Source organism: Pseudoalteromonas sp. MMG024, assembly GCF_021654175.1.
In the GTDB taxonomy this organism is placed as follows: Bacteria; Pseudomonadota; Gammaproteobacteria; order Enterobacterales; family Alteromonadaceae; genus Pseudoalteromonas.
In genome coordinates this window covers 21,953-35,479 of the sequence record NZ_JAKFZO010000032.1, presented here as the reverse complement: position 1 = coordinate 35,479, position 13,527 = coordinate 21,953, and the positions used below count along the sequence as shown (strand labels likewise).

Below are 13,527 nucleotides of genomic sequence, written 5' to 3'. Positions count from 1 at the left end.
GCCTTAATTGATAGGAGTTGGCGATAAACGCGGCTTTTATTAAGTTTAAAGATTAAAGGCTTTCGATTTTAGCCTTTTGCTCTAGTAACTTGGCTTTAGCTTCACTGTATTCAGCAAGCTTTTCTTTCTCTTTCGCAAGTACCGCTTCCGGGGCATTGTTAACAAACTTTTCGTTTGCTAACTTGCGTTCTACTTGCTCTAGGCCTTTTTGTGCTTTTTCAAGCTGCTTACTAATACGTGCAAGTTCAGCTTCAACATCGATAAGACCCGCCATTGGAATAAGCACTTCTAGGCCACCTACTAGTGCCGTAGCAGATGCTGGTGCTTCGTCAGTCTCAGCTAATACAGTTGTAGATTCTAATTTAGCTAGTGATGCTAAGAACTTTGCGTTTTCTTCAAGGCGACGCTTATCTTCGTCACTTGCGTTTTTAAGCAGTACATCGAGCGGTTTGTTAGGACTAATGTCCATTTCACCACGGATGTTACGAATAGCAACGATAAACTGCTTAACCCACTCAAGGTCCGCCATCGCTGATTCATCTACCTGCGATTCATCAAACTGAGGGAATGCCTGCAGCATAATGGTATCGGCGTTAATGTTTGCAAGAGGTGCCACACGTTGCCAGATTGTTTCAGTGATATAAGGCGTTAATGGATGCATTAAGCGCAGTAAGCCTTCAAGCACAGTTACTAGCGTATTACGTGTACCGCGTTGTTCTGCTTCACTACCTTTAAACAATACCGGTTTAGTCAGTTCAAGATACCAGTCACAGAATTGGTTCCAAGTGAACTCGTAAATGGTGCTTGCTGCTAAGTCAAAACGGTAGTTATCGAGGTGATCGGTAAATGTTTTAACCGTGTTTTGGAATTGACCTAAGATCCAACGATCTGCAAGTGACTGCGTCATCTCGCCGCCATTAAAACCACAGTCTTTTTCTTCTGTGTGCATTAATACGTAACGGCTCGCGTTCCAAAGCTTATTACAGAAGTTACGGTAACCTTCTAGACGGTTCATATCCCAGTTGATATCGCGCCCTGTTGATGCCATAGCAGCAAGAGTAAAGCGCAGTGCGTCTGTACCATGTGCTTCAATGCCTTTTTCAAACGTTTTACGCGTATTTTTCTCAATTTTTGCTGCCAGTTGTGGCTGCATCATGTTACCCGTACGTTTTTCAACTAAGCTTTCAAGGTCAATACCGTCAATCATATCGATTGGGTCAAGTACATTACCTTTTGACTTAGACATCTTGTCGCCGTTTTCATCGCGAATAAGGCCGGTTACGTATACAGTTTTAAATGGCACTTGTGGTTTGCCGTCTTCATCTTTGATGAAGTGCATGGTCATCATGATCATACGTGCAACCCAGAAGAAGATAATATCAAAACCCGTTACCAGCACATCTGATGGGTGGAATACTTTTAAATCTTCAGTTTGAGCAGGCCAACCTTGCGTAGAGAAGGTCCAAAGTGCAGATGAGAACCAAGTATCAAGTACGTCTTCATCTTGTGTAAGTACAACATCCGCAGCGATGTTATTTTCGCTACGCACTTCTTCTTCGCTGCGACCAACATATACGTTACCCTCAGCATCGTACCATGCTGGAATACGGTGTCCCCACCAAAGCTGACGCGAAATACACCAATCTTGAATGTCGTTCATCCACGCGTTGTACATGTTTTCGTATTGCGCTGGTACAAACTTAATGTCGCCGTTAGCAACTGCTTGTTTTGCAGGCTCTGCCAGTGGTGCAACACGCACATACCATTGGTCTGTAAGAAGTGGCTCAATAACCACACCTGAACGGTCACCGTATGGTACTGTTAGGCTGTGATCTTCAATTTTCTCTAGTAAACCAAGCTCTTCAAACTCAGCCACAATCGCTTTACGCGCATCAAAGCGGTCAAGACCGTGGAAACGCTCTGGAATTGGTGCGTCGATTTCTTGCGGCTTGCCATCAAATGTATAACCTTCACCCGCAGTTAATACCGCAGCGTCTTTGTTAAACACATTGATCATAGGTAGTTGCTGACGCTTACCTACTTCGTTATCGTTGAAATCATGCGCTGGAGTAATTTTTACACAGCCTGTGCCTTTTTCCATATCGGCGTGTTCATCGGCAACAATTGGAATGCGACGATTTACAATTGGCAGAATTACTTCTTTACCAATCAAGTCTTGGTAGCGCTCGTCATTTGGGTTTACCGCAACACCAGTGTCACCTAACATGGTTTCAGGGCGCGTTGTCGCAACTACGATGTAGTCTTTACCATCTTGCGTTGTTAGGCCATCAGCCAGCGGATAACGCAGGTTCCACATATGACCTTGTTTGTCTTTGTTTTCAACTTCTAAATCTGAAATTGCCGTGTGTAGTTTTGGATCCCAGTTTACAAGACGCTTACCACGGTAAATTAAATCTTCTTTGTGAAGACGTACAAATACTTCTTTAACCGCTTCTGAAAGACCTTCGTCCATCGTAAAGCGTTCACGATCCCAATCTACAGACGCGCCTAGACGACGTAGCTGCTTGGTAATCGTGCCGCCAGATTCATTTTTCCACTGCCAAATGCGGTCAATGAAGTTGTCACGGCCAAGCTCATGGCGTGTTTTACCTTCTTCAGCTGCAAGCTTACGCTCTACAACCATTTGCGTTGCGATACCTGCATGGTCAGTACCAACCTGCCAAAGGGTGTTATTGCCCTGCATACGCTTAAAACGTGTCAGCGTATCCATGATGGTATCTTGGAAGGCGTGGCCCATGTGCAAGCTACCTGTGACATTTGGCGGTGGGATCATAATTGAATACGCGTCACCTTTACCTGACGGTTTAAAGTAGCCTTTCTCTTCCCAGCCTTGATATAACGACTGTTCAATATCTTGTGGATTATAGGTTTTATCCATTGCACAGAACCTTAATACTAATTCTCTATCTCTTGTGTCGACAAATGCGCCCCTAGTTGGCGCATTACTTTGTAGCGTTCACGCGCTACGCCTTTTAATTGTTCATCAGCAGGTACAAAATCATATACCTCTGAAAAGCGACGAATAAAATCGGGCACCGTTTTGGCCAGATTTATTATCACTTTGCGATTTGCCACTGGCGCTGACTCGCCAATTTCAACAGGTGATCCTGCTTGTGGTCCCTCGCCTTGCAGATTATGCGGCACAAAGCTATCTACTTCGAATTGCCACAGGTGCTCATCTATTACGTGAGCATCCTCTTGATTATCTACAAGAATAAATACTTTTTTTCCCTGTCGGTAACAATCTGCAGCTAGCCTTGCCGCTAGATCAAAATGAGCCGGAATGGAATTTACCGGCTCATTTAGTTGTTTTAGAACGTAAAAAACTGCGTTCATTAAACTGCCTCTAGAATCACTTTAGGCATCTTGCTCCATATTAACATCAGCACGATTTAATAGATACTGAGTTAACATTGCAACTGGGCGACCTGTTGCACCTTTGTTTTTGCCGCTACGCCATGCAGTACCAGCAACATCAAGGTGAGCCCAATTGTACTTTTTAGTAAAGCGCGATAAGAAACATGCCGCAGTAATTGTACCGGCTGCACGTCCACCTAAGTTAGTGAAATCGGCAAACGGGCTTTCTAGCTGTTCTTGATACTCATCCCAAAGAGGTAATTGCCATGCTCGGTCACCACTTAGCTCTGACGCTTTTAATAAGTCATGGGCCAGTGGATTGTGGTTTGCAAGTAAACCTGATGTTTGGTGACCAAGTGCGATAATACATGCACCTGTTAACGTCGCTACGTCAATTACGGTATCAGGATCAAATGCTTCAACATAGGTTAATGCATCACATAATACTAAGCGGCCTTCAGCATCGGTATTTAATACTTCCACTGTTTGACCAGACATGGTTGTTAAAATATCACCTGGGCGGTATGCATTGCTGCTTGGCATGTTCTCACAGCCTGCTAGCACGGCAATCACATTAATTGGCAGCTGCATTTCAACAATCGAACGCATTGTACCAAGTACACCTGCGGCACCACCCATATCGTATTTCATTTCATCCATGGCTTCGCCTGGCTTAATTGAAATACCACCTGAGTCAAAAGTTAGGCCTTTGCCCACTAACACGATTGGTGCTTTGTCTTCTGGCGCGCCTGTGTAGTGAATAACCGACATAATCGATTCATTCGCGCTACCACGGCCTACTGCTAGGTATGAGTGCATACCTAACTCTTCCATTTCTTTTTCACCAACAAGGTTAACTTTTACGTTGTCGTAATTTGCTTCAAGTTCTTTTGCTTGCTCACCAAGATACGCTGGGTTACAGATATTTGGTGGCATGTTTGCAACGTCTTTACACAGTTTTTGGCCGTGTGAAATTGCAAGGCCGTGTTCAATCGCTGTTTCACCAATGGTTAATTCGCGGCGCGTTGGTACGTTAAAAACGATTTTACGAAGCGGTCTGCGCGCTTCACTCTTTTTGCTCTTTAACTGATCGAAAACATATAGGCTGTCTTGTGTTGTTTCTACCGCTTGACGTACTTTCCAGTAGGTATCGCGACCCTTAACATGCAATTCAGTTAAGAAACATACTGCTTCCATTGAGCCCGTATCGTTTAACGTACTAATGGTTTTAGAAATAATTTGCTTATATTGCTTATCATCAAGCTCACGTTCTTTACCACAACCAACTAATAGCACGCGCTCACTTAACACGTTTGGTACATGGTGTAATAGCAACATTTGCCCAGGCTTACCTTCTAAATCGCCGCGGCGTAGCAAATTAGAAATATAACCATCGCTAATACGATCGAGTTGCTCGCCAATTGGTGATAAACGACGAGGTTCATAAACACCCACAACAATACATGCACTGCGTTGTTTTTCTGGGCTGCCACTTTTAACGCTAAATTCCATAGCGACTCCTGAGTGATTTTGACTATAAATTAAACCAAAACAAACTTAATTTTTAAATTTAAGTCCTAATGGCATATATTTAAGTTGTAAAAATACAAAGTTTACTTAAAATTTCAGACTATTCCAGTAAAAAGACAAGTTTTGTAGAGGTCGCGGTGTTAATCTTTCGCTATTTATCGACAGAAGTATTCAAATCACAGCTCGCTGTATTCCTCACTTTGATGACTATTTTCGTCAGCCAGAAATTTGTCTCGATTTTAGCTGACGCTGCAGAGGGCTCTATTCCCGGCCAACTGGTGTTGCAAATGGTGCTATTAAAGCTGCCACAATTGGCATCTTTAATTTTACCGTTAAGTATTTTCCTTGGCATTATTTTGGCCTACAGTCGCATTTATGCCGACAGCGAAATGACAGTATTAAAGGCATGCGGTGTAAGCGAATGGTACGTAGTTCGCTTAACACTCGTGTCGTCTACTGTGCTGGCGGTGCTGGCAGGCTTTTTAACGCTGACCCTTGCACCATGGGCAAACGAACATGAATATCAGCTAAAAGAAAAGATTGAAGCTGATGCAGGCCTCGCTGCGCTTCGCTCAGGGCGCTTTCAACAAACCGATAACGAAAAAGCCGTAGTGTTTATTCACGATATTAAACAAAATGGTACTGAGCTAGACCGTGTTTTTTATGCGCAAATAGATAACGATAAAAATGGCCCTACATCGGAAGTGGTATACGCCGAAAAAGGCAAAGTACAAGAAGACAGAAATACCGGCGAACAAAAATTAGTGCTCAGTGATGGTAAGCGTTATGAAAGCCCTGCTGGCAGTAAGCAACTTCAGCTAACAGAATTCACTAACTACGAAGTGCAAATTCAAGATCAAGCAATCGAGCAAAAACGCCGTAAATTAGAAGCTTTGCCATCCATGCAATTATTAGAGCAAGGTACTACCGAGGCGATAGCGCAGTTTCAATGGCGATTAGCGGTGCCATTATCAATCCCACTCTTAACCCTGATTGCTGTGCCTTTATCAGTGGTTAATCCAAGACAAGGAAAGTTCGCCAAGTTAGTACCCGCTATTTCCCTTTATTTGGGTTACTTTGTGCTGTTGAATGCGGGCACGTTTTTAGTACAAGAAGGTAAAGTGCCGACATCTATTGGCCTTTGGTGGATTCACCTAAGTGCTCTGTTTATAGGTGCATTTTTAATTCTTCGCGATAGGCCTTTAGGCTCCACCATTCGAGCTTGGTTTAGTAAGAAGGAGGCCGTAGCATGAGAATTTTAGATGGCTATTTAGGTCGCAGTTTATTGCAAACCACTGGCTTTACCCTACTCGTATTAGTAGGCATTGGTACACTTATTAAGTTTATAGAGCAACTAAGATCGGTTGGCCGCGGTACATATGATATCGTAGATGCTGTTTTATACACCTTGTACAGCATGCCCTACGACATCGTTGTATTCTTTCCTATGGCTGCATTAATTGGTGGCCTGCTTGGGCTGGGTGCGCTTGCTTCAAACAGCGAGCTTGTCGTTATGCAAGCAGCCGGTTTATCACGTTTTCAAATTATTCGTTCAGTGATGAAAACTGCACTGATCTTAGCGGTTGTTATGATGGCAATCGCTGAATGGGTTGTACCTGAAGCGCAAAAAACGGCTAAGCAGCTTCGTACAATGGAAATATCCGGCGGGAGCATCTTTAACGCACAAAAAGGCGTTTGGGCTAAAGATGGCAATACTTTTATCAATATCAATAATGTCGATGAGTCGGGTCGCTTAGATGGTTTAACCATGTACCAATTTAATGAGCGACTGGAGCTGCAAACAATCAAGCGTGCAGAAAAAGCGATTCCAGAACAAAACGGTTGGCAGCTTTATAAAGTGCAACATTTAGCAATAGATGCAAATAGTACAGATACATCTACATCAGAAAACTATTTTTATGAATCTAAACTTACTCCGGAAAAGCTTGGTGTAGTATCTGTTAAACCCGAAACATTATCGTTCACAGGCTTGTATTCTTACCTCTCATACCTAAAAGAGAATGACCAAGATACCAGCACCTATGACCTAGCGTTTTGGCGTAAAGTAATGCAACCACTTACCATCGCTGTGATGTTATTAGTGGCACTGTCATTTATATTCGGCCCACTAAGAAGTGTGACAATGGGCGCACGAATTATTATGGGCGTGGTGACAGGTATTATATTTCATTTAACAGACCGTATTTTTGGCCCATTTGTATTGGTGTATGAATTACATCCGTCAATTGGCGCAATAATGCCTAGTTTGATCTTTATCGCAATTGCAACTTTCTTACTAAAAAGGCGCCAATAATAGCGCCTTTTAGTTTCTGAACTATCTCTCCAGAGCTCGTAAACTAATAATCGAGCTCGCGATACACCTTTTTATTTTCTTCTTTCGAAAGCGTAATAACTTCCGTCTTAGCAAGATAGTCTTGTAGTGAACGTTTGTTCTTAAAATCAATCAGTACTATCAAATTTCCTAGCCCTAATAACGCCGTAATCGCTCTGATAAGCGCTTGTGGCTTACTAATAGCTGTACCGTCTAAGTTTCTCACTTTTAATCGCCATGCACGCATACCGATCGTCTGACCGCCCTTAGCCCAAAAGTAAACATAAAAGAAGCAAGCCACACACACTAAATAAAACTGATTAATAAAGTTCCATGGTTGGGTTGTTACAAAGTGAGAGATGTCTGCATCTTCACTTTTACTGATTAACCCCAATGAAAGAAGCAGCTCAAGAGCACCAAGGAAGATAATCTGCGCCAACATGATAATCGCGATTGTCGCTAACGCATCGTATACCCATGATGCTAGACGACGCATAAAACCAGTTCGTTGTTCGATATTTGACATAAAAGTAGTAAAACCTTAAATCTATGGGATGCGTTATTCTAACCTAGAGTTAAGATCACACGCTAATTAAAGTTAAAACAAGCTAATTTCAGGCACAAAAAAACCGACTTACGTCGGCTAATTTTATTTAATGCTTTGAAGCATTAAATGGTACCAGTGGGCGGACTCGAACCGCCACGCATTGCTGCGGGGGATTTTGAATCCTCTAAAAACACTATCATTTCAGTATGTTAGCATGGAAATCATTGGATTTACTTTCAATACCAACCGCCTTCAATTAGATTTACTTTCATACATATTCATATGGCTACGCACAGAAAAAGCACAGAACCGTAAAGTTTTGAAACTTAGTTTTACTTGTATTTAAAGACATTTTCCATGCACGATAAGTGCTTCAAAGAGTCACCATTCTTCAAATGAAAGCTGTATTCTCCTATATCGCTTGGAATATCGTTAACATCAATTTTCCAATGCTTTTTAAGGTAGTAAACCAATACTGCTTTTTCTGTTATAACTAGTTCATCACTTTCTTCATTTAAACCAAACTCCTGTACTAATGTTGATTTCTTACGATCAGACAAACTTGGGTGCAGAGTTAATTGAAGAGGCACTAATAAGTGCCAATCTGAATCTTGAGCCAACGTCTCAGAAGGTAAAGCCATATCATTTGGGCATTCACTCACATCTTTCAAGCGAGAAAACTCAAAGCATTTAAACTTAACTCCACCTGTTGCAGCTGACTCTCGATGAAATGCTCTAAACATCCATGAATGTCCATCAAAAAAGAATGCTGTAGGTACTAGAGTTCTTTCCATATGATTTTTACTGTTCCCTGAAACATAATGACACTTTATAGCTGTTTTTGAGTGTATAGCTCTAGTTACCTTACTTACTATATCTATATCTAAATGGCGTGGCACTATCCCTACTCTTTGGTAAGGGAGCAATGGGCGGTCATATAATTTATTTTTGTTGAAGCCATTTGCTAACATACCTAAAGCGGTCTCTGCATCTATATCAATTAATGGTTCATATGTATCACGCAAAATCACATTTTTACGCAGAACCCTGTCATAATCAGCATTGCCAGCTCTTAATTTTTTATATTCTGATATTTCTTTAGAAGCTGCCGCATCACCTATTCCAAAAAAATCCAAGAGGTCAGAACGATTCAACCCTCCTAAAAACCTGATCATAAAATCAATATACGCAAACCTTTCCGCCCTTTGTACATTGTACATTTCAATCAAGTTCTCATAAGTAATCTTATCCACGATTCGTCCCCAACACACGTATTAACAAAGCCTATATTAATCAACTAACCATACACATATCAAGAATAAATAAATTTATGCATATACCCTATTGATCTTCTTGGCACGTATCTTTACAATACATGCAGATCATTAAATAAACTATGATCTATATATAGTGTCTACTTAAAATAACGAGACACTATATATTGTAATTTAACTTTTAAGAGGATTATTGATATGGCTGGAAATGGCAAATCAGGTGATAACCGTAGACATGGTGCAGTTAAAGGAAGATCACAAACCCAAACTGGATCGGGACACTGGGTCAAAAGAGACACAAGTACTGGAAGATTTATGGATGTGAAATCAGACGGCACTAAATTTAAAGGGGTACGCAAAGAAAAATAGGTATTAGCTAAAGCTAATACCTATTCTCTGTGAAACATGATAGTTGATATCTGGACAATATTTTCTATCAGGCCGTATAACGGAGGTTTCAAGCCTCGAAGTCATACTTATTCATCTTTGTACGATGGATTGAAAGAATAACTTTAGTTGTTTCACATTACAAGAGTCACCTCCAAGATTAGACAGAAGGAGGTTATGTCATGGCTAAACCTAAAATAGTTCATGTCACATCCTATCCACGTTATCGATACGGTCGCTGGGAGCAAGTGTGTGATCACTGGCGTTCAGCTCCATCGTCATAATGTGAAGTTCTTAAAGGGTATGGTGTCGCCCGTTCAGGCACCGCTTTAATTGATGATGTATATTAATTTACTGTACTAATCAACCAAGATAAAATGAAATTAGTACAGGGAAATTAATACCTTAGGAAGGTAAATGGAAACTAAATTAAAAGAAAGTAAACTATTACGAATTATTTTAATTGATAGTTATTTTAAAGGTAAAAGGATTAATGTTGATACACATGGTTTTGTGAATCTAAGTGGAACAAACGCTGCTGGTAAAACAACATTCTTAAAGCTACAACGCATTTTCTACGGAGAATCACCTAGCGATGTAGCTAAAGCCAGAGGAAAAATTAGAAAATCCTTTGTCGATTATTATTTACCTCGCCAAAGCAGTTACATAATTTTTGAATACCAGAATTCATCTGGAACCAAACAAGTTATATGTTTTTGTAAAGAACAGTCACTAAATTACCTATTCGTTGATAAACCATTTGAACTAGCTGACTTTACTGAAAACGACTTATTAGGCGACACTGCTAGAGTTATAGTTCCTTGCTCCAATATTTACCGTAAATTTCATATTCAAAATGTAAAGTCAAAAGTAGTGACCTCGCCAAGTGCCTATCGTAAGGTAATTCTGGGAACTGCTTCATTAAAAGATAAAGAATTATCAGATATCAGACGAACTTTCTCATTAGCATCTAACGGTAAAAACCTTTCAATGCTAAATACCGTTATTACAGCAGCTCTGGAACGCTCAACAGATTTTGCCAAGATCAAAGAACTGCTATCTTCAATAATGTTAGGCGGAGCTTCTAATGAGCTTGAATTTAAAATGGACGTCGGAAAACTAGAGCAATGGCAGTCAGACTATCGTGCCTTGAAGTCCATTGAGCACATCAACACAAAATTCCTACCCGTTATTAATCAGCACATAGCATCGATAGATATATCATCTAAACGTTTATCAAACTTTAAGCGTGATATCACAATAATTAGCGATAACTACACTGAAGAACATGCGACTGTATTATCAGAAATTAGCGAGCTGAAAGAACACGCTAAAATTACAAAGAATGAATACGATATTAAGCAAAGGACACTTGAAAGTGAGTTAACATCCTACACGAGAAATTTAACCGACTTAATTGCTGAAATTGAACAAATAGAAGATCAGAAAATAAAGTGGGAAGAAGAAAATATCGGTCATAAAGAAAGTGAGCTAGCAAAGAAGCCTGATTATGAACAGCGTCTTAAAAATGCACAAGATGAGCGAAAAGTATTATTAGATAAAGTTGATAATATTCAAGGTGAATTTGCAAAACTGAGAGAGCGAAGAGTTACACTTCACGCTAAAGAGTTAACAAAACAAAACAAAATTCTATCGCAGAAAAAAGAAGAGCTTAGCAAGCAAACTACAAATCAAGAATTAGCGCGGGCTAAATTAGATAGTGACCATCAGTTAAAGATCGCTAACACAGAAAATGATCATAAGCTTTTACTTCAAAGGCTAAGTAATGAAATCAATGAATATCAAAGCAGATTAAGCAACATACAAGCACCAGTTGATATCATAGAAAAATTAGAGATTGCCACTACAAAACAACAAAATCTGTCGTCACAAATAACCAAAAAAAAACAAGAAGACCTTGCACTAGATACAAGTGAGTTCGAGCGAAAAAAAGAGCATAAAGTACTTGTTGATGAATCTATTGCAATAGATAGTGAAATAAAAAAAGTTAACGAAGAAAAATTGGCACTTAGTGAATTACTTAAGCCCTCTAAGGGCAGTGTTCATGAGTTCTTAACAAATAATGTCGAAAATTGGCAAGACGATATTGGCAAAGTTATTTCAGAAAAAGTACTCACTTCCACCAACCTTAATCCAAGTTTCAAAAATAATAGCCGCGATAATGGCGTGTATGGATTGCATGTTGATATTGAAATGCTCGATGATAAATACAGTCAATCAGATGTCGAAATACATGCCCAAATAGAGCAATGTGACATTCGAATAGGACAATTGTCAGAGCAGAAAGAAACAATATCGAACCAGGTTAAAGAAGCGATATCTAAGCTAAAGAATATTGCTCAGGATAAAGCCCAATTAACGGCGAAAATTTCTGATTTAACAGAGCAAGAATTTAAGCTTAAGAACAATATTGATACCTTAAATAACAAAGCAGAGTTGGAAAAAAGTAAACTAGCAAAATTACTTGCAGAGAAAATACAAACATTAGAAAAAAGTAAAGAAGAGCAAAAAATTAGACATAGAAAATGTTTGGAAGAACTAAAAGAGTCTCATTTTGAACGTATTTCAGCTCTGCATGCAACTCAAAGTGCGGACAATGTCCAGCTTGAAGAATATATAGAAAAAACCACTAAATCTTTAACTGAAATGGATTCTCAACATGAGGAGTCGTTAGTACGGTTAAAAAAAGAAGAGAAGGAACGCTTAGCCAATGAAGGTATTGATACACATAAACAAGAGGCACTAGACAACGAAATAGATGCTCTTGAAGCTAAGCTAGAATTTATCAAGGGAGTTCCTGATTTACTAAGAAGCTACAACTCATTTCTCAATACTACCTATAAAAGATTACCTGCTCTGCAAGCTAAACACCAAGCTAACAGTGAAGGAAAGGAAGATAAAGCGCGAGAGTTGAAGCAACTAGATGAAGCCTTTGCTGACAAAAAGTCAAAGTTCCAAAATACACTTACCACTAAAAAAGAAAGAAAGTCAGAATTAGAAGAAAAGCTTTCTAAATGTGGCACCATTACTGATGCTTTATATGAATACTCTGCATCAGATGGTGAATTAACTTACAACTACGATGAAATTCTTGCAGATTATAGAGATTTATCAATCCGATATAACAAATCTAAAAGACAAGTAAAACTAGCTTCCGAGCAGTTCATTCAAGCTACAAATCCACACTTTAAAAGCTCAATAAAAAAGTCATTAGACGAGCATCAAGCTTTGGTAGATAGCGACCCTTATTACTTGTCGCTTGGACGATTCATAACTGAAGAGTTTCAGAATGATATTACTGATACAAGAGATGTCGTTATAGAAACAGCATCACTACGAGGCGATTTGTTAACAGGTTTTTATAAGCGATTAAAGCAATATGAATCAGATATCAGTAGATTTGGTAATCGCGTAAATCACTATTTAGAAAAAAGAACTGTATTTACCTCTCTAGGAAAAATATCTGTTGAATTAAAGCCACTTCTTAGTTCACATGCAATGTTCACGTCTCTACGCAAATTTAAAGAAATTCATGAACATTGGTTAGATACAAATAGCCATGATTTGCCAAATGATGACTACGGCACTTCAATGGCCGAGGTTCTTGATAATTTCACAAATAATAAAATATCTGAACGCCACTCAAACTTATATACATTATCATTTGAAGCAGAGGTCAACGGAGAAAGACATACAGCTAAAACAGGAAGTGAGTTAAAAGAAATTAGTTCGCATGGTATGAGTTACTTAATACTTCTTTCATTCACTTCAAGTCTAGGTTGTATGATCAAGGGTGAGCAGCCAGTAAGTATTTGCTACCCCGTCGACGAACTTGGTGACATATCAGTGGAAAATGTATCAGCACTTTTTGAGATGTTTAGCAAAGAAGGCGACGTTTTAATCACAGCAATACCTAATGCTGACAACAATTTTAAAAGTCTTTATAGCAAGCGCTATTACGTTAATAGAGCAAAGAACAGATTCGAGCATATCAAAAATGAGCAAGATGAGTTATTAGCAATACTTGAAGATGGAATTACAGAAGGGAGAGCTTAATC

9 protein-coding genes are annotated in these 13,527 nt (G+C 39.6%); 4 read left to right on the top strand and 5 right to left on the bottom strand.

The window, feature by feature from the left end:
- Positions 1-52 precede the first annotated feature (52 nt).
- From L1068_RS20590 to pepA, 3 genes are read right to left on the bottom strand one after another with little or no spacing between them, the layout of a single operon-like run.
- Positions 53-2,899, bottom strand: coding sequence for a valine--tRNA ligase (locus L1068_RS20590; protein ID WP_237131765.1), 2,847 nt, complete (start codon positions 2,897-2,899; stop codon positions 53-55).
- A gap of 17 nt (positions 2,900-2,916) precedes the next feature.
- Positions 2,917-3,357 (bottom strand): DNA polymerase III subunit chi, encoded by a 441-nt coding sequence (locus tag L1068_RS20585; protein WP_237131764.1) that lies wholly within the window; start codon positions 3,355-3,357, stop codon positions 2,917-2,919.
- A 21-nt stretch (positions 3,358-3,378) separates the two neighbouring features.
- Positions 3,379-4,890: a leucyl aminopeptidase gene (pepA, locus tag L1068_RS20580; protein WP_237131763.1), complete on the bottom strand. Its 1,512-nt coding sequence runs from the start codon at positions 4,888-4,890 to the stop codon at positions 3,379-3,381.
- Positions 4,891-5,045: 155 nt separating this feature from the next.
- Between pepA and lptF the strand changes: the two genes are divergently transcribed.
- Positions 5,046-6,161 (top strand): LPS export ABC transporter permease LptF, encoded by a 1,116-nt coding sequence (gene lptF, locus L1068_RS20575; protein WP_237131762.1) that lies wholly within the window; start codon positions 5,046-5,048, stop codon positions 6,159-6,161.
- Positions 6,158-7,222: an LPS export ABC transporter permease LptG gene (lptG, locus tag L1068_RS20570; protein WP_237131761.1), complete on the top strand. Its 1,065-nt coding sequence runs from the start codon at positions 6,158-6,160 to the stop codon at positions 7,220-7,222. Before lptF ends, lptG begins: the two co-directional genes overlap by 4 nt.
- Positions 7,223-7,265: 43 nt before the next feature.
- Here the strand turns inward: lptG and L1068_RS20565 are convergent, their stop codons facing one another.
- Both L1068_RS20565 and L1068_RS20560 read right to left on the bottom strand, forming a co-directional pair.
- Positions 7,266-7,766, bottom strand: coding sequence for an RDD family protein (locus L1068_RS20565; RefSeq protein ID WP_237131760.1), 501 nt, complete (start codon positions 7,764-7,766; stop codon positions 7,266-7,268).
- A 353-nt stretch (positions 7,767-8,119) separates the two neighbouring features.
- Positions 8,120-9,040 carry a WYL domain-containing protein gene (locus tag L1068_RS20560; protein ID WP_237131759.1) on the bottom strand — a complete coding sequence of 307 codons (921 nt, stop codon included), beginning with the start codon at positions 9,038-9,040 and terminating at the stop codon, positions 8,120-8,122.
- Positions 9,041-9,259: 219 nt separating this feature from the next.
- Here L1068_RS20560 and L1068_RS20555 point away from each other — a divergent pair, with 219 nt between their 5' ends.
- Positions 9,260-9,430 carry a hypothetical protein gene (locus L1068_RS20555; RefSeq protein WP_171039495.1) on the top strand — a complete coding sequence of 57 codons (171 nt, stop codon included), beginning with the start codon at positions 9,260-9,262 and terminating at the stop codon, positions 9,428-9,430.
- A 435-nt stretch (positions 9,431-9,865) separates the two neighbouring features.
- On the top strand, positions 9,866-13,525 hold the full coding sequence (locus L1068_RS20550) for an ATP-binding protein (RefSeq protein WP_237131758.1): 3,660 nt from the start codon (positions 9,866-9,868) through the stop codon (positions 13,523-13,525).
- Positions 13,526-13,527: the final 2 nt, after the last annotated feature.